Origin of the sequence: Methylobacterium sp. NPDC080182 (genome assembly GCF_050281105.1) — a bacterium.
Lineage (GTDB): Bacteria > Pseudomonadota > Alphaproteobacteria > Rhizobiales > Beijerinckiaceae > Methylobacterium.
Genome location: NZ_JBNNWO010000016.1, coordinates 36891 through 54463, shown reverse-complemented (window position 1 = coordinate 54463; position 17573 = coordinate 36891). Strand labels below are relative to the sequence as shown.

Sequence of the window (17573 nt, the reverse complement as noted above, 5' to 3'; positions counted from 1 at the left end):
GCCGTCATGCCATCGCGTGGGTGGATCCGGCCCGCCCGGGCCGTGCCCGCCGTTCACGGACCGTTAAACCGTGCCGTTCGATTCGGGCACGAAAGCGGCAAGGCTGCGGCAGTCAGGATCGGTTGCGGGCTGTGGCCCGTCGGTCACAGGGGCTACAGGTCGCCCGCGAAGGCGGCGAGGCCCAGGCCGGCGCCGAGTTCGGACAGCACGGTCTCGCGGCGCGAGCCCTGCGCCTCGACGATGGCGTAGTTTGCCCGGTCGGCGAACAGGGCCGACAGCACCCCGACATTCATCCGGTGGCCGCCGCAATAGGAGCGGTAGGCTCCCTGGATCGGCAGGCCCGCCAGGGCGAGGTCGCCGATGGCGTCGAGGATCTTGTGGCGGACGAACTCGTCCTGGAAGCGCAGGCCTTCGGGATTGACCACCGCGGTCTCGCCGACCGCCACGGTGTTCTCCAGGGAGGCGCCGAGGGCGAAGCCCGCCTTCCAGTAGCGCTCCACGTCGCGCATCATCCCGAAGGTGCGGGCGCCGGCGATCTCGCGGCGGTAGGTCGCGGGCGACAGGTCCATCGCCTTGCGGGAACGGCCGATCACCGGGCTCTCGAAGTCGATCTCGACGTCGAGGCGGAAGCCGCGGTCGATCGGGCGCAGTTCCGCGAAGGATGTCCCGGTCTCGATGCGGACGTGGCGGAGGATCTTGAGCCAGCGCCGCGGCGTGTCGCAGGTGGCGATGCCGGTCTGGTCGATCGCCTGGACGAAGGGGAGCGCGGACCCGTCGAGGATCGGCATCTCGGGGCCGTCGATCTCGACCAGAGCGTTGTCGACGCCCAGCCCGTACAGGGCGGACATCAGGTGCTCGACGGTGGCGACCGCGCCGGTCTCGACGTCACCCAGGACGGTGCAGAGTTCGGTGGCGGAGACGAGGGCGTGATGCGCCTTGATCAGGCGGTCGTTGCCGTGGGTGGTGCCGGTGCGGAGGAAGGCGATGCCGTGATTGGCTGGAGCGGGTCGGATGGTGATCTCGGCGGGGTTGCCGGAGTGAACTCCGATCCCCGAGAGAGTCGCCGGCCCTTTGAGGGTCGTCTGTTTATGCGTTCGCATTCCTTAGCCCCCGGGCGCGATCATTTCCGCCACCCCGACTGGGGGTGAGGAGAAACTGACTGATCCGTCCGCTGCTTGATGCCCTAGCCCACGCGATCAGGTTGTGTCCTGCTGCGTGTCGTCTCGATCACATGGTTTCTATAGCTGCGCCGCACAGGGCAGCCAAATCACGGATTCTTACGGTCTGTTACAGACACGCTTAGCGGTTCGTCACCACAAAGCGCTGCTCCACCAAAGGCTTAAAGGTTGGTTAATGCGTGACTAACCCGCGGCCGTTCTGTGGCGCGGATGCACCATGCGCCGCGGCTCGAGAGCCGCCGCGCACAGCCTCGTCGAGCCCTATTTCTCACCGCAACAACCATGAGTTGCTTTGCTGCAGCGCGAAGGGGCCGGCGGTTTCCCGCCAGCCCCGGGCCGTGCCGGAGACCCGGCCCGGTCAGTTCGCCTGACGGCGGAGGAAGGCCGGGATCTCGAGCTGATCGTCGTCCATCATCCGCGGCTGGGGCGCGGCCCGTCCCTGACCGTCGAGGTTGCCCTGGGCCGGGCGGTACTGCGGGACCGCGGGGGCGGCCGGAGCGCGCGGGGCCGGCGGCACGTGGGGCTGCGCCATGTGGGGCTGGGCCATGTGGGGCTGGGCCATGTGCGACTGGGCCATGTGCGACTGGGCCATATGCGGCTGCGGGGCGGCGGACGAGGCCGGCCGGGCCGCCGGGGCGCCGTCCATGTCCTCGCGGCGGCCGCCGAAGCCCACCGTCGCGAGCCGGCGCAGCAGCGAGGTCCGCTTGGATTCCGGGGCGGCCTCCTCGGCAGCGCGGTTCGCCATGATCTGCGTCTGGGCGATCGGCGGCAGCTCGTGGATCTGCGGCATGCGCGGGGCGCGGGCGAGCGGCGTGCCCGTCGGGGCAGCCGGACGCGGCGGCACGAACGGACCGGCCTCGACGGCGGGCGCCGCCTCGACGCGCTGCGGCGCGGGGGCCGGGACGAACGGCGCCGCGGCGCGCGCCTGGACCGGGGCGAGCACGACGTCGTCGCGGGTCATCGGCGCGGCGGCCTCGATGCGGCTGTCGATCCGCGACTCGGGGCGCATCTCGGGGGCCGCGAGCGGCGCGGGGGCCGGGGCGGGCATCGGCGCCGGGGCGACCGACTCGGTGCGGATGCTCGGCACCGGCGAGGCGGCGCGCGAGCGGGCCTCGGCGCGCAGGCGCTCGGCGACCTCGGCGATGCGCTGCTCGGTCTCGGCGATGGCCGGGTTGTTGGGCGAGTTCGCCGAGATCAGCGCCGGCTCGATGCCGGTGGCGACCACCGACACGCGGATGATGCCGTCGAGGCTCTCGTCGAAGGTGGCGCCCAGGATGATGTTGGCGTCCTGGTCGACCTCCTCGCGGATGCGGGTGGCGGCCTCGTCGAGCTCGTAGAGGGTCAGGTCGGAGCCGCCGGTGATCGAGATCAGCAGACCGCGGGCGCCCTTCATCGAGACGTCGTCGAGCAGCGGGTTGGCGATGGCGGCCTCGGCGGCGCGGTTGGCGCGCTTCTCGCCGGACGCCTCGCCGGTGCCCATCATGGCCTTGCCCATGCCGCGCATGATCGCCCGGACGTCGGCGAAGTCGAGGTTGATGAGGCCTTCCTTCACCATCAGGTCGGTGATGCAGGCGACGCCCGAGTAGAGCACTTGGTCGGCCATCGCGAAGGCGTCCGCGAAGGTGGTCTTCTCGTTGGCGACCCGGAACAGGTTCTGGTTCGGGATCACGATCAGGGTGTCGACCGCGGCCTGCAGCTCCTGGATGCCGGACTCGGCGGTCCGCATGCGGCGCATGCCCTCGAACTGGAACGGCTTGGTCACGACGCCGACCGTCAGGATGCCCATGTCGCGGGCCGCCCGGGCGATGACCGGCGCGGCGCCGGTGCCGGTGCCGCCGCCCATGCCGGCGGTGATGAAGCACATGTGGGCGCCGGAGAGCTGGTCGCGGATCTCGTCGATCACCTCGTCGGCGGCGGCCGAGCCGACCTCCGGGTGCGAGCCGGCGCCGAGGCCCTGGGTGACGCCCAGGCCCATCTGGATCACCCGCTCGGCCTTCGAGGAGGTGAGCGCTTGCGCGTCGGTGTTGGCCACGACGAACTCGCAGCCGAGGAGGCCCGACTCGATCATGTTGTTGACGGCGTTGCCGCCGGCGCCGCCGACGCCGAAGACGGTGATGCGGGGCTTCAGTTCCCGGATGTCCGGCGCCTGGAGGGTGATGGCCATGGTGTCGAGCCTCTCGCTAACTGTGCTGTCCGTGCGACGCCTGGGCGCCGGATCCCTTCGATCCCCCCGCGCGAGCGGGCGGGCGTGAAACCTAGAAGCTGTCCCGGAGCCAGCGGCCGACCCGGTTCAGGTAGTTGTCGGTCCCGGTCGCCGCGAAGGCGCCGTGCCCCCGCGGCTCGAAATGCTCGGCATGGGCGACCTGCGGGTAGACGAGCAGGCCGACCGCCGCCGAGAAGGCCGGACCCTTGGCGGCTTCCGGCAGGCCCCGGATGCCGAGGGGCCGTCCGATCCGCACCTGACCCTGGAGGACGCGGCGGGCGACCTCGGGCAGACCGACGAGCTGGCTGGCGCCGCCGGTGAGGACGACGCGCCGCCCGGCCTGGGCGGCGAAGCCCGCGTCGCGCAGGCGGTCCCGCACCAGCTCGACCACCTCCTCGACGCGCGGCTTGATGATCCGCACGAGCTGCGAGCGCGGGATGTGGGCCGGCGCCTCGCCCTCGTCCTCGCCGACGCCGTGCACGGCGATCATGTCGCGGTCGTCGGAGGGGGTGGAGAGGGCCGAGCCGTAGAGGGTCTTCAGCCGCTCGGCCGCCGCCATGCGGGTGGAGAGGCCGCGGGCGATGTCCATGGTGACGTGGTGGCCGCCGACCGCCAGGGCGTCCACGTGAACGAGGTGGCCGCCGGAGAACACGCCGACGCTGGTGGTGCCGCCGCCCATGTCGACGACGCAGACGCCCATCTCGGCCTCGTCGTCGACCAGCGCCGAGAGGCCGGCCGCGTAGGGCGTGGCGATCACCGCCTCGACGCCGAGGTGGCAGTGCTCCACCGCCAGCATGACGTTGCGGGCGGCCGCGAGCTCGCTGGTGACGACGTGCAGGTCGACGCTGAGCGCCTCTCCGATCATGCCCGACGGGTCGATGACGGCGCCCTGCCCGTCGAGGGCGTAGCCGGTGGGCAGCGCGTGCAGCACGGCCCGGCCGGGGCTGACGCCGTGGGCGCTGGCGGTCTCGAGCACCCGCTCGACGTCGCTGCCCGTGACGGTGCCCGAGCGGACGTTCACCCGCGCCTGGAAATGCTGCGAGGCGAGCCGGCCGCCCGACATGTTGACGATGACCGACTGGACCTCGACCTTGGCCATCCGCTCGGCGGCGTGGACCGCCTGACGGATCGCGCTCTCGGCCGCGGCGAGATCGACGATGGCGCCGCCCTTCAGGCCCAGGGAGCGCTGGTGGCCGATGCCGATGATGCGCGCGAGGTGCGTGCGGCCGCGGAGCGTCGTGAGCGCTTCGGCGGGCTGCAGCTCGGCGATGAGGCAGACCACCTTGCTCGTGCCGATGTCGAGCACCGAGAGGGTGGTCGAGCGCCGGGCGGAGAGCGGCTTCAAGCGCGGCGTGAGGCCGTGTTGGCTGTGCATTGACGCTACCGGGCGCGGGATGCGGGACGGGCGGAGATCGACAGGAAGGGCATCAGCTGGCCGCGCCCTTCTTCTTCGCCTTCTGGGCTTCCGCGCGGGCGGCGGCGGCCTCCTCGGTCAGGCGCACCACCAGGCGGTCCGGCATGCGCAGGTCCACCGCGATGACGTCCTTCTCGAGCAGGTGGGCCTCGCGCTCGAACCGGACGAGGCGGGCGAGCGCCGCGGCCGGATCGACCTCGGGCAGGCGCACGTCGATGCCGTCGAACTTGAGGGTCCAGCGCCGGCCGGACACGTAGGTGCCGGCCTTGATCCGCTCGGCGAGCGGCCCCGCGGCGGCGATGAGGGCGAGGTATTCCGGAAGCTTGGTGTTGGCGCCCTCGCCGACCACCAGGGGCAGGCTGGCGTAGCGGTCGTCGCGCATGGCGTCGATGACGGTGCCGTCGGCGGCGATCACGCTGATCTCGCCGTTCTTCTGCCAGAGGGCCGCGGGCTCGCGCTCCACCTGGGTGATGGCGATCTCGTTGGGGTAGATCTTCCGGACCGAGGCCTGCGCGATCAGCGGTACGCGGAGCAGCCGCTCGCGCACGTCGTTGACGTCGAGGAAGGGAACCGAGGAGCGCCAGTCGATCCCGGCGGCCGCCAGGACCTCGCGCTCGTACATGCGGGAGATGCCCGAGATGGTGACGCGCTCGACGCCGAAGCCGGCGACGCGCGCGGCGATGTCGAGGGGGCGGCCCTGCTCGGCCACGAACGCGTCGTAGCGGCCGCTCGCCACGAAACCGGCGAGCGCCACGGCGGCGGCGGAGACGGAGACCGCCACGATCCCGGCGCCGCGGGGCAGGCGCTCGCTCAGGCGCTGACTCGGGCGGGCCCGACGAACCGAGAGCGACCGGGACGTGCCGCGGCCGGTGAGCCGGCCCAGGATCGCGCCGGCGAGGCGCGCGGGACCGCTCCGGCCGGCGGCGTCGCCGCTCAGCGATTCAGGGAAGCGTCCTCCACCATCCATCGGACGAGCTCACCGAAACTCAGGCCCGCATGGGCCGCCATCTCCGGCACAAGGCTCGTCTGGGTCATGCCGGGTTGCGTGTTGACCTCCAGCACCACGAGCAGACCGGTTCCACCCGGTGTGTCGTCGTAGCGAAGGTCGGCACGGCTGACGCCCCGACAGCCCAGTGCTTGATGCGCCGTTAACGACAGTTCTTGGACACGCTGGTAAACATTTGGTTTAAGTTCGGCCGGGAGCACGTGCACCGAGCCCCCCGGGGCGTACTTGGCGTCGTAATCGTACCAATCGCCCGTGGCGGCCTTCACCTCGATCACCCCGAGGGCCTTGTCGCCCATCACGCCGCAGGTGAGTTCGCGGCCAGCAATGTAAGGTTCTGCAAGGACTTGCTCGCCGAACGTCCACTCCTCGGAGGCGAGGATCTGGGGCGGGTGCGAGCGGCCGTCGCGCACGATGATCACACCCACCGATGAGCCTTCCGCGATCGGTTTCACGACGTAGGGTGGCGGCAGGGGGTGTGTCCTGGCGGCCTCACGACGGTTAACGATCCGGCCCTCGGGCACGTCGACGCCGGCGGCGCGCATGACGGTCTTGGCCCGCTCCTTGTTCATGGCGAGCGCCGACGCGAGGACGCCGGAATGGGTGTAGGGGATCTTGAGGATCTCCAGCAGGCCCTGGATGGTGCCGTCCTCGCCGTCCGGCCCGTGGAGCGCGTTGAAGGCCACGTCCGGCCGGAGCGCCGTCAGCACCGCGGCGATGTCGGGGCCGACATCGACCCGGGTGACCCGGTAGCCCTCCCCTTCGAGCGCGTCGGCGCAGGCCTTGCCGGAACTGAGGGAGACCTCGCGCTCGGCGGAGGTGCCGCCCAGCAGGACGGCGACGTGCTTGGACATCAGGGCACCTCGAATAGGTCGGCTTCAATCAGGATCTGAGCGCACCGGTCCGTCCGGAACACCGCTCTCACGTCGTGCCGGCGGGGCGGCCGATGCGCCGGATCTCCCAGCGCAATGCGACCCCGCTGGTCTCCCGGACGCGGCGGCGGACCTCCTCGCCGAGCCCCTCGATGTCGGCCGCGCTCGCGGTACCGGTGTTGATCAGGAAGTTGCAGTGCATCTCGCTGACCTGGGCGCCGCCCCGCCTCAATCCGCGGCAGCCGGCGGCGTCGACGAGCTGCCACGCCTTGCCGCCGTCCGGGTTGGCGAAGGTCGAGCCACCGGTCCGCTCGCGGATCGGCTGCGCGGCCTCGCGGGCGGCGGTGACCCGCTCCATCTCGGCCTCGATGGCGACCCGGTCGCCGGGCCGCCCGCGGAAGACGGCGCGCGTGAAGATCACGTCCTCGGGCGCATCAGCATGTCGGTAGGAGAAGCCCATGTCGGCGTGGCTGAAGGTGCGCAGCGCGCCCCCGCGGTCGATGCCGCGGGCCTCGACCAGCACGTCGGTGGTCTCGCCACCATGCGCGCCCGCGTTCATGCGCAGCGCCCCGCCGATCGAGCCGGGGATGCCCCGGTAGAAGGCGAGCCCGTCGAGCCCAGCCTCGGCCGCCGCCTTAGCGAGGCGCATGTCCGGGACCGCGGTACCGACGGTCAGCGCGTCGCCGTCGATCGCGATGCTGCCGAAGGCCTTGCCGCCGAGGCGCACGACCACGCCCGGCACGCCGCCGTCCCGCACGATCAAGTTCGAGCCGAGCCCGATGACCGTGACCGGCACGTCCGGATCGAGAGCGGCGAGGAGGCGGGCGAGATCCTCCTCGTCGGCCGGGGTGAACAGCACTTCGGCCGGTCCGCCGACCCGGAACCAAGTGAGGTCGGCGAGCGGCTGGTCGGCGAGCAGGCGCCCGCGGAGGTCGGGCGCGGCGGCCCGGATGCGATCGTGCAGAGAGGCGGTCATCTGTGTGTCTCCCCTCGCCCCGCCCGCGGGGAGAGGGATGCGGCGATCCTGGTGTCGTCGCATCGGGGTGGCAGCGGACGCTGCGAGGCCGGGGTCCGGAGAGTCACCGCCGGGTTCATCCTCGGAGCGCAGCCCAGTGTGGACGGTCGAGGGTGCCGCCGACCCGAGAGGCCTCCCGGGGCAGGCGCGCGCACCGCGCCTACCGTCCCCGCGCGGCGAGTTCGTCCGGCAGGGCGTAGGCCCACTGGGTGATCGTGCCGGCGCCAAGGCACACCACGTAGTCGCCGGGCTTGGCGAGCTCCGCGATGATGCCCGCGAGTTCCTCCGGCCGCTCCAGGGCCCGGGCGTCGCGGTGGCCGCGGGAGCGCAGGCCGGCCACGAGACTGTCGCGGTCGAAGCCCTCGATCGGCTGCTCGCCGGCCGCGTAGACCGGGGCGACGATGACCGTGTCGGCATCGTTGAAGCAGGTGCAGAAATCGTCGAACAGCGACTGCAGCCGGGTGTAGCGGTGCGGCTGCACGATGGCGACGACGCCGTGCTCGGTCGAGGCGCGGGCGGCCTTGAGCACCGCCTTGATCTCCACCGGATGGTGCCCGTAATCGTCGAAGATGGTCGCGCCGTTCCACTCGCCGGTGCGGGTGAAGCGCCGCTTCACGCCGCCGAAGCCCGCGAGCGCCTGGCGGATCGCGTCCGGCTTCACGCCGAGTTCGTGCGCGACGGCGAGGGCCGCCGTGGCGTTGAGGGCGTTGTGCTTGCCGGGCATCGGGAGGACGAGATCCTCCATCTCCATCCGGTAGCCGGGCCGACGGTCGCGGATCATCACCCGGAAGCGGCTCTGGCCGCCGCGCAGGTCCACGTCGATCAGGCGCACGTCGGCCTGCGGGTTCTCGCCGTAGGTGATGATCCGCCGGTCCTCGATATGGCCGACGAGATCCTGGACCACCGGGTGGTCGATGCACATCACCGCGAAGCCGTAGAACGGGATGTTGTCGATGAAGCGCCGGAACGCGTCCTTGATCGCGTCGAACGAGCCGAAATGGTCGAGATGCTCGGGATCGATGTTGGTGACGATCGCGACGTCGGCCGGCAGCTTCAGGAAGGTGCCGTCGGACTCGTCGGCCTCCACCACCATCCACTCGCCCGCCCCCATGCGGGCATTGGTGCCGTACGCGTTGATGATGCCGCCGTTGATCACAGTCGGGTCGAGGTTGCCGGCGTCGAGCAGCGTGGCGACGAGCGACGTGGTCGTGGTCTTGCCGTGCGTGCCGGCGATCGCCACGCAGGACTTGAAGCGCATCAGCTCCGCCAGCATCTCGGCCCGTCGCACCACGGGCAGGCGTCGCTCGCGGGCGGCCTGCAGCTCGGGGTTGTCGCGCCGGATCGCGGTCGAGACGACGACGAGGGCGGCCTCCTCGACGTTCTTGGCATCGTGGCCCACGAAGGTGCGCATGCCCTTCTCGGCGAGACGGCGGACATTGGCGTTGTCGGAGGCGTCCGAGCCCTGCACCGTGTAGCCGAGGTTGTGCATCACTTCGGCGATGCCGGACATGCCGATGCCGCCGATGCCGATGAAGTGGATGGGGCCGAGCTTATCGGGCAGCTTCATGGGTCGAACCGTCTGGTGGCGGGACCGCCGGTGCGGAATCCCTCAAGAAATCAGGTGCGGGCGGCCGTCTCGACGACGACCTCGGCCAGCCGCTCGGCGGCGTCGTGGATGCCCGCGCTTCTGGCCGCATCGGCCGCCGCGGTCAATTTTGCCGGCGTCTCGAAGCAGGCGGTCAGCTCCGCGGCGAGCCGTTCGGGCGTGAAATCCGGCTGCTTCACCGCCAGCGCCGCGCCGATGGCGTCGAGGGTCGCGGCGTTGGCGGCCTGGTCCTGGTCGAGGGAGCCCGGCAGCGGCACGAGGATCGACGGGCGGCCGATCGCCGCGAGCTCGGAGACCGTCGAGGCGCCGGAGCGCGAGACCACGAGGTGGCTCGCGGCCATGCGGGCGGGCAGGTCCTTGAAGAACGGCGCCGCCTCGATCCCGGCGAGCCCCATGGCGAGATAGCGGTTCTGAACGGCCGTCAGGTCCTCGGGGCGGACCTGCTGGACGAGGTGCAGGCGGGCGCGCAGCGCGTCGGGCAGGCGGGCGATCGCCTCCGGCACGACCTCTCCCATGACCCGGGCGCCCTGGCTGCCGCCGAAGACCAGGAGCCGCAGGGCGTCGCCCTCGCCAAAAGCGGGATACGGGACCTTGGCCGCCTCGATCACCGCCGGGCGGAGCGGATTGCCGGTGTGGATCCGCGGGGCCTTGGCCTTGTCGGGCACGCCGCGCACGACCTTGAAGCCGGTGGCGATGGTGCGGGCGCCCCGCGCCAGGAAGGCGTTGGCCCGGCCCATCACGGCGTTCTGCTCGTGCAGGATCGTCGGCACGCGCAGGATCTGGCCGGCGAGCACCGGCGGCACGGTCGGGTAGCCGCCGAACCCCACGATGGCGGCCGGGTTGATCCGGCGGATCTCCTTCGCGGCCACGCCGAAGCCCCGGCCGAGGGTCAGCACGGCGCCGGCCCGCTTCAGCGGCGAGCGGCCGGACGGCGTCGCCGAGGCGATGGTCACCACCTCGGAGGCCGGGAACTCGGACGCGATGGCATCGACCCGGGCGTCGGTGGCGAGCGCCACCCGGATGCCGCGGGCGCGCAGGGCGTGGGCGAGGCTCTCGGCCGGGAACAGGTGGCCGCCGGTGCCGCCCGCGCAGAGCAGGATCGTGGGGGTGAAGACGGTCACCGCATCACCCCGGCGACGGTGGCGGGCGCGGTGCCGGGGGGCTTCTGGCTGAGCATGACGGTGCGGGGCCGCTTGCGGGTCAGGGCGACGAGGAAGCCGGTGCCGAGCGCCAGCGAGATCAGCGAGGAGCCGCCGTAGGAGACGAACGGCAGCGTCATGCCCTTGGCGGGCATCAGCTGGGTGTTCACCGCCATGTTGATGCAGGCCTGCAGGCCGAACAGCGTGGTCAGGCCGGTGATCGCCAGCCGCGAGAAGGTGTCGTCGGTGCGCCGCGCGAGCTTGAGGCCGCGCAGGACGATGAAGGCGAACAGCGCCACGAGGCAGAGGCAGACGATCACGCCGAACTCCTCGCCGGTGACCGAGAAGATGAAGTCGGTATGCGCGTCCGGCAGGTGGCGCTTGGCCACGCCCTCCCCCGGCCCGGTGCCGAACCAGCCGCCCGAGCGGAACGATTCGCGCGACCAGAAATCCTGGAAGCCGCCGCCGGAATCCCGGTCGAGGAACTTGTTGAAGCGCTCGCGGACGTGGTGGAAGAACAGGTAGGCAGCGAACACACCTCCGAGGCCCAGCACGCCGAGGACGGCCACCCAGATCAGGTGGAGGCCGGCCACGAAGAACAGCGCGCACCACACCATGGTAATCAGCATGGTCTGGCCGAAATCGGGCTGGAGCAGCAGCGGCACGATGGTGATCGGCAGGAGCAGCAGCGCCAGGATGCCGCCCGGCATGTCGCGGCGCTGGGCGCCCTCCGAGAAGGCCCAGGCGGCGACGACCACGAAGGCCGGCTTCACGAACTCCGAGGGCTGCAGGCCGAAGGAGCCGAACTGGATCCAGCGATGCGCGCCCTTGATCTCGGGCCCGAACTTGCCGGCGAGCAGGCACAGGATGACGCCAAGGATCCAGGTGACGAGCGCGAGCCGCCGGATGCCGCGCAGCGACAGGAACGAGACCGCGCAGATCAGCAGGATGGTCGGCGCGAGGTACATCGCCTGCCGGTTGAGGAAGTAGAAGGTCGGCAGGCCGATCCGCTCGGCCACGGGCGGGCCGCCGCCCATCAGGAAGACGAGGCCCGCGACCATCAGCGCGAACAGCGCCGCGAGCAGGCCGCGGTCCACCGTCCACCACCAGTCCGTCAGGGGGGTGCGTTCCGCGCGTGACATCATGCCGGGCAACGACTCCAGGCCGCGCGGATGCCGATCCGCGCGGGTCGGCCGGGATCCTCGGCAGGAATGGTAAACGGAGCCTTATGACCGACAGGTCGGGGCGCGTCGGGGCGCGTCGGGGCACGTCAGAACGCGCCGGCCACGCAGCCGGCGGCCCCTGGGATGCTGTATTAGGACGGCGCAATACTAGTAAAAAGACACTCTATGTTAATCTTCCCATTGCAACTTTCGGATGTATCGACCCGGCGGGTCGCGGTGCGCCGCGCCCGATCCGCCCAGCGGAAGCCGACGCGCCATGTTCTCTGCCCTGAACGTCCGTGAAGCGCACGCCAAGCTCGCGGCCCTCGACCGGGTTCAGGGCGTGATCGAGTTCGACTTGGCGGGGCGGATCCTGTCGGCGAACCGGAATTTCCTCGACGTCGTCGGGTACACGCTGCCGGAGATCGTCGGCCAGCACCACAGCATGTTCATGGAGCCGGCCCAGCGGGACGCCCCGGATTACCGGGCCTTCTGGGAGCGTCTGCGCTCCGGCACCTTCGAGTCGGGCCAGTTCCAGCGGGTCGGCCGGGGCGGCCGGTCGATCTGGATCCAGGCCTCCTACAACCCGATGCTCGACGTCCGCGGCCGGCCCTACAAGGTGGTGAAGTTCGCCACCGACATCACGCAGCAGCGCACCGAGGAGGCCGACCGCGCCGGGCAGATCGCCGCGATCGACAAGGTGCAGGCGGTCATCGCCTTCGACCTCGACGGCACGGTGATCGCGGTGAACGACAATTTCCTCGCCGCGATGGGCTACAGCCGCGCCGAGGTGCTCGGGCAGCATCACAGCCTGTTCGTGGAGCCCGCCTACCGGGAGAGCGAGGCCTACCGGGCCTTCTGGGCGGCCCTGCGGAACGGCACCTATCAGGCGGCCCAGTTCCGGCGGATCGGCAAGGACGGGCGCGAAGTCTGGATCCAGGCCTCCTACAACCCGATCCTCGACGCCGCCGGCCGGCCCTACAAGGTGGTGAAATTCGCCACCGACATCAGCGACCAGGTCCGGCTGTTCGCCAACCTGCGGACCCTGATCGATCAGAACTTCGGCGAGATCGAGCAGGCGGTGACGCACTCGACCACGGCGGCCTCGCTGGCCTCGTCGGCGGCGGACTCGACCTCCGGGAACGTCCAGACCGTGGCGGCCGCCGCCGAGGAGCTGGCGGCCTCGGTGGCGGAGATGTCCCAGAGCATCGTGCGCTCTCAGAGCGCCACCGACACCGCCTATGCCTGCGTTCAGGACGCGGACGGCCACACCAAGCGGCTGGCCGAGACCGCCACCGCCATGACCGGCATCGTCGGCCTGATCCAGGACATCGCCGGCCAGATCAACCTGCTGGCGCTGAACGCCACCATCGAGGCCGCCCGCGCGGGCGCGGCGGGCCGCGGCTTCGCGGTCGTCGCCTCCGAGGTTAAGGCGCTGGCCGACCAGGCGGCGCGCGCCACCGGTCAGATCAACGGCGAGATCGCCAGCGTGCAGCGCGTCTCGCAGGAGGTCGTGCAGGCTCTCAGCTCGATCGGGTCCTCGGTCTCGGTGATGCGCGAGACCGTGGTGGCCACCGCGGCCGCCATCGAGGAGCAGAGTGCCGTGACCCGGGATCTGGCCGAGAGCATGCAGAGCGCCGCGGGGGCCGTCACGGAGATCACCGGCAACATCGGGGCGATCGCCCAGTCGGTGGCCAACGTCTCGCATGCGGTCGACACCACCCGCGACGCCGCCAAGGTTCTGGCGCGCTGAGGTCCTGGCGCGCTGAAGTGGCGCTGCCTCAGGGCAGCGCCTGCACCAGCTCGCGGAAGCGGTTGCCGCGGATCTCGAAGTTCCGGAACTGGTCGTAGGACGCGCAGGCCGGCGACAGGAGCACCACCGGCTCCGGTGCGCCCGAGGCGGCGGCGTTCTCGGCGGCCTTCGGGACGGCGTTCTCGAGGGTCTCGCAGCGCGTGTAGGGCACGGCGCCCTCCAGGGTCGCCGCGAAGGCGTCCGACGCCGCGCCGATCAGGTAGGCGTGCGCGACCCGCTCGAAATACGGCACCAGCGGGAAGATCCCGCCCTCCTTGGCCTTGCCGCCGAGGATCCAGTGGATGTCCCGGAAGGCGGTGAGGGCCTTCTCGGTAGAATCCGCGTTCGTCGCCTTGGAATCGTTGACGAACAGCACGTGGCCGCGCCGCCCGACCTCCTCCATCCGGTGCGGCAGGCCCGGGAACGAGGTCAGGCCGGCCTGGATCTGCTCCGGCGACAGGTCGAGGGCCCGCGCGACGGCCACCGCCACCGCGGCGTTCTGCCAGTTGTGCGCCCCCCGGAGCGAGCCGATCCCGTTGACGTCGGCGAGGGCCGTCCCGTCCGGCTCCCGGACGATCCCGTCGCGCACCGTCAGCGCGTCGGTGCACAGCACGTCGCCGTGGGGCACGTGGACACGCACCAGGTCGGCGCCGCGGCGGTCCGCGATGGCGCGGCTCGGGGCGTCGTCGACGCCGACCACCGCGAGGCCGGCGCCCTGGATCAGACGCTCCTTGATGGCCGCGTACTGCTCCATCGTGCCGTGCCGGTCGAGATGGTCCGGCGTGATGTTCATCAGCACGCCGACGCTCGGGTCGAGGCTCGGCGTCAGGTCGATCTGGAACGACGACATCTCGATCACGTGGACGCGGCCGGCGGCCGGCGGCTCCAGCGACAGGATCGCGGTGCCGATGTTGCCGCCCATCTGGACGTCGCGGCCTCCCTGCGCGAGCACGTGGGCGATCAGCGCCGTGGTGGTCGACTTGCCGTTGGTCCCGGTGATCGCCACGAACGGCGCCTCCGGCGCCTGCGCCCGCCGCTCCCGGCAGAACAGCTCGATGTCGCCGATGATCTCGACGCCGGCGTCCCGGGCGAGCCGGACGCTCCAGTGCGGCTCGGGGTGGGTCAGCGGCACGCCGGGGCTCAGCACGAAGGCGGCGAACGCGGACCAGTCGGCCGCGCGCAGGTCCCGCGTCTCGATGCCGGCCTCCCGCGCGCGGGCGAGGCTGTCGGCATTGTCGTCCCAGGCCTGCACTCCCGCGCCACCGGCCTTCAGCGCCAGCGCCGTGGCGAGCCCCGAGCCGCCGAGGCCGAACAGGGCGACGGTCTTGTCCTGGAAGACGGTGACGGGTGTCATGCGGAACTCTGGATGCGGCGACCGGACCCGGCCGACCCGAACCGGACCCTCCTCCCGGGCGCCCCGCATCGGCGACCCCGAAGGCGGGCTCCCGGGATCGCGCGGCCGGCCGGGAGCCTCCTTCGAGGCTCCCCTCCGCGGCCGCGCCTCAGGACGAGGGCGAGGATCGGATCGACCTCTCAGGCCGCCCCTCTAGCACGATTTCTCAGCGCAGCTTCAGCGTCGCCAGGCCGGCCATCGCCAGGATCACCGCGATGATCCAGAAGCGGATCACGACCTGCGGCTCCTTCCAGCCCTTCTGCTCGAAATGGTGGTGGATCGGCGCCATGCGGAACACGCGCTTGCCCGTCAGCTTGAACGACGCGACCTGGATGATCACCGACATCATCTCCAGCACGAACAGGCCGCCGACGATCGCCAGGACGATCTCGTGCTTCGTCGCCACCGCGATGGAGCCCAGCAGGCCGCCCAGCGCCAGAGAGCCGGTGTCGCCCATGAAGATCTGGGCCGGCGGCGCGTTGAACCAGAGGAAGCCGAGCCCGGCCCCGATCACCGCGCCGCAGACGACGGCGAGCTCGCCCGTGTCGCGGACGTAGTTCACCTGCAGGTAGCTGGCGGTGAACGAGTTGCCGACGAGGTAGGCGATGAAGCCGAACGTGCCGCAGGCGATCATCACCGGCACGATCGCGAGGCCGTCGAGGCCGTCGGTCATGTTCACGGAATTGCCCGCCCCGACGATCACGAAGGCGCCGAACAGCGGGTAGAACCAGCCGAGGTTCAGCAGCGCGTCCTTGAACACCGGGAAGGCGAGCTGGTTCTGAAGCGCGGCGGGCGAGTAGACCGCGATGGTCACGCAGGCCGCCATGGCGATCACCGCCTCGAGGGCGAGGCGGAACTTGCCCGAGAAGCCCTTGTGCGACTGCTTCGTGACCTTGAGGTAATCGTCGTAGAAGCCGATCGCGCCGAAGCCGAGGGTGACGGTCAGCGTCACCCAGACGTAGTGGTTGCGCGGGTTGGCCCAGAGCAGGATCGCCACGACGGCGCCGGCCAGGATCATCAGGCCGCCCATGGTCGGCGTGCCGCGCTTGGTCAGCAGGTGGGTCTGCGGCCCGTCCTCGCGGATCGGCTGACCCTTGCCCTGGCGGATCCGCAGCAGCGAGATGATCCAGGGCCCGAACCAGAACACGAACAGGCCCGCCGTGAACAGCGCGCCGCCGGTGCGGAAGGTGATGTAGCGGAACACGTTGAGCGGCGTGAAGCTGCTGCTCAGGTCCGAGAGAAGGTACAGCATCCGGGCGCTCGGCCCCCTTGTTCAGGCTCAGGTTTCGGGGGACGGCGCCAGTCGCGCCGTGCGCGCGGGCGTGCCGGTCACGGGACGGCCTGGGTCCGCCGGGCCGGATCGACCGCGTAGCGGGCTTTCAGCGCCTCGACAATCCGGCCCATGCGGCTGCCGTTCGAGCCCTTCACCATGACGGCGTCGCCGGACCGCAGGGTCCGGGCGAGCGGCTCGAGCAGGTCGGCCGCGGTGTCGGCCACCGCGCCGCGGCGGCTCACCGGCAGGGCCTCGAACAGGTGGCGCATCAGCGGACCGGCCGTGAAGACGAGGTCGACCCGGGCCGCCTCGATCGCCTCCGCCAGGCCGCGATGCAGGTCGGGCGCGGCGGCGCCGAGCTCGAGCATGTCGCCCAGCACCGCGATCCGGCGGCCGCGGGGCCCGGTCTCGATCCCCGCCAGGGTCGCCAGCGCCGCGCGGACGGCGACGGGATTGGCGTTGTAGCTCTCGTCCACGAGGTAGGCGGCACCGCCGCCGATCTCGAGGGCGGTGCGCTCGCCGCGCCCCGCCGGCGGCTTTAGCCCCCCGAGCGACAGGGCCGCGCGCGCGAGGTCGGCCCCGAGGCTGTGCACCACCGCCATGACGCCCAGGGAGTTCAGCGCCGCGTGCCGGCCGGCGGTGCCGAGCTTGTAGGTGACGGGCTGGCCCATCACCACCGCGTCGATCACCGACAGGTCGGGCCGGAGCACGATCTTCAGGGCGCGGACGTCGGCATCCGCGTGCTCGCCGAAGGTCACCACCCGGCCCGCCCGGGAGGCCTGGGCGTGGGCGGCCAGGCGGTCGAAATGCGGGGCGTCGCGGTTCAGGATGGCGACGCCGCCGGGCTGGAGCCCGGAGAAGATCTCGCCTTTCGCGTCCGCGATCGCGGCCAGCGAGGCGAAATGCTCGATATGGGCGGGCGCGATCGTGGTGATCAGCGCGATGTCCGGCCGGACCTGCGCGGTCAGCGGCACGATCTCGGCGCCGTGGTTCATGCCGATCTCGAACACGCCGTAGCGCGCGGAGCGCGGCATCCGCGTCAGGGTCAGGGGCACGCCCCAGTGGTTGTTGTAGGAGGCCGCCGAGGCGTGGGTCTCGCCCTGCTCGGACAGGACGTGGCGCAGGGCCTCCTTGGTCCCGGTCTTGCCGACCGAGCCGGTGACCGCCACGACCTGCGCGCGCGTCCGGTCCCGGGCGGCGGCACCGAGGCGCACCATCGCGGTGAGAACCGGGTCGGCGCCCCCCTCGGGCACCGCCAGGACGGGGCCGTGGACCGCGAGCGCCTCGGCGCGCGCGGCGCTCACCACGGCGGCGCCGGCGCCGCGCCCCAGGGCGTCGGGGACGAAGTCGTGGCCGTCGCGGGTGTCGCCGCGGATCGCGAAGAACAGGTCGCCGGGCTGGAGCGTGCGGGTGTCGATCGAGGCGCCGCCGATCGCGCGCCCGGCGCCGGCCAACCGGCCGCCCGTCGCGGATTCCAGCTCCTCCCGCGTCCAGAGTGCGGTCATCGTCGGCCCCCCGTCGT

Annotated in this window: 13 protein-coding genes; 1 reads left to right on the top strand and 12 read right to left on the bottom strand. The window is 71.5% G+C overall.

Going from position 1 to position 17573, the window contains the following annotated elements:
- Positions 1 to 152 precede the first annotated feature (152 nt).
- The 9 genes from lpxC to ACQKQD_RS25280 all read right to left on the bottom strand — a co-directional run bounded on the left by lpxC (position 153) and on the right by ACQKQD_RS25280 (position 11575).
- Positions 153 to 1100 carry a UDP-3-O-acyl-N-acetylglucosamine deacetylase gene (lpxC, locus tag ACQKQD_RS25320; RefSeq protein ID WP_020094133.1) on the bottom strand — a complete coding sequence of 316 codons (948 nt, stop codon included), beginning with the start codon at positions 1098 to 1100 and terminating at the stop codon, positions 153 to 155.
- A 436-nt stretch (positions 1101 to 1536) separates the two neighbouring features.
- Positions 1537 to 3342, bottom strand: a complete 1806-nt coding sequence (gene ftsZ, locus ACQKQD_RS25315) for a cell division protein FtsZ (RefSeq protein WP_427509901.1) — start codon at positions 3340 to 3342, stop codon at positions 1537 to 1539.
- Positions 3343 to 3433: 91 nt separating this feature from the next.
- A complete protein-coding gene (gene ftsA / locus ACQKQD_RS25310) occupies positions 3434 to 4756 on the bottom strand; it encodes a cell division protein FtsA (protein WP_012319319.1) in 1323 nt (440 codons plus the stop codon).
- Between the two features lie 52 nt (positions 4757 to 4808).
- Positions 4809 to 5762 carry a cell division protein FtsQ/DivIB gene (locus tag ACQKQD_RS25305; protein WP_427509900.1) on the bottom strand — a complete coding sequence of 318 codons (954 nt, stop codon included), beginning with the start codon at positions 5760 to 5762 and terminating at the stop codon, positions 4809 to 4811.
- Entirely contained in the window at positions 5729 to 6652 is a 924-nt protein-coding gene (locus ACQKQD_RS25300; protein ID WP_020094130.1) for a D-alanine--D-alanine ligase, read from the bottom strand. Before ACQKQD_RS25300 ends, ACQKQD_RS25305 begins: the two co-directional genes overlap by 34 nt.
- A 67-nt stretch (positions 6653 to 6719) precedes the next feature.
- Positions 6720 to 7646, bottom strand: a complete 927-nt coding sequence (murB, locus tag ACQKQD_RS25295; protein ID WP_427509899.1) for a UDP-N-acetylmuramate dehydrogenase — start codon at positions 7644 to 7646, stop codon at positions 6720 to 6722.
- A 199-nt stretch (positions 7647 to 7845) separates the two neighbouring features.
- Positions 7846 to 9252, bottom strand: coding sequence for a UDP-N-acetylmuramate--L-alanine ligase (gene murC, locus ACQKQD_RS25290; RefSeq protein ID WP_331298920.1), 1407 nt, complete (start codon positions 9250 to 9252; stop codon positions 7846 to 7848).
- A 50-nt stretch (positions 9253 to 9302) separates the two neighbouring features.
- A complete protein-coding gene (gene murG, locus ACQKQD_RS25285) occupies positions 9303 to 10412 on the bottom strand; it encodes an undecaprenyldiphospho-muramoylpentapeptide beta-N-acetylglucosaminyltransferase (RefSeq protein ID WP_091681102.1) in 1110 nt (369 codons plus the stop codon).
- Positions 10409 to 11575 (bottom strand): FtsW/RodA/SpoVE family cell cycle protein, encoded by a 1167-nt coding sequence (locus ACQKQD_RS25280; RefSeq protein WP_020094126.1) that lies wholly within the window; start codon positions 11573 to 11575, stop codon positions 10409 to 10411. The genes murG and ACQKQD_RS25280 overlap by 4 nt, the downstream gene beginning before the upstream one ends.
- 295 nt (positions 11576 to 11870) lie before the next feature.
- Here ACQKQD_RS25280 and ACQKQD_RS25275 point away from each other — a divergent pair, with 295 nt between their 5' ends.
- A complete protein-coding gene (locus ACQKQD_RS25275) occupies positions 11871 to 13346 on the top strand; it encodes a methyl-accepting chemotaxis protein (RefSeq protein ID WP_427509898.1) in 1476 nt (491 codons plus the stop codon).
- A 28-nt stretch (positions 13347 to 13374) separates the two neighbouring features.
- Here the strand turns inward: ACQKQD_RS25275 and murD are convergent, their stop codons facing one another.
- The 3 genes from murD to ACQKQD_RS25260 all read right to left on the bottom strand — a co-directional run bounded on the left by murD (position 13375) and on the right by ACQKQD_RS25260 (position 17556).
- Complete coding sequence (gene murD / locus ACQKQD_RS25270) at positions 13375 to 14739, bottom strand: UDP-N-acetylmuramoyl-L-alanine--D-glutamate ligase (protein ID WP_427509897.1); 1365 nt, start codon at positions 14737 to 14739, stop codon at positions 13375 to 13377.
- A 205-nt stretch (positions 14740 to 14944) separates the two neighbouring features.
- Positions 14945 to 16030: a phospho-N-acetylmuramoyl-pentapeptide-transferase gene (gene mraY / locus ACQKQD_RS25265; RefSeq protein WP_012319328.1), complete on the bottom strand. Its 1086-nt coding sequence runs from the start codon at positions 16028 to 16030 to the stop codon at positions 14945 to 14947.
- A gap of 77 nt (positions 16031 to 16107) precedes the next feature.
- Positions 16108 to 17556 carry a UDP-N-acetylmuramoylalanyl-D-glutamyl-2,6-diaminopimelate--D-alanyl-D-alanine ligase gene (locus tag ACQKQD_RS25260; RefSeq protein WP_427509896.1) on the bottom strand — a complete coding sequence of 483 codons (1449 nt, stop codon included), beginning with the start codon at positions 17554 to 17556 and terminating at the stop codon, positions 16108 to 16110.
- Positions 17557 to 17573 lie beyond the last annotated feature (17 nt).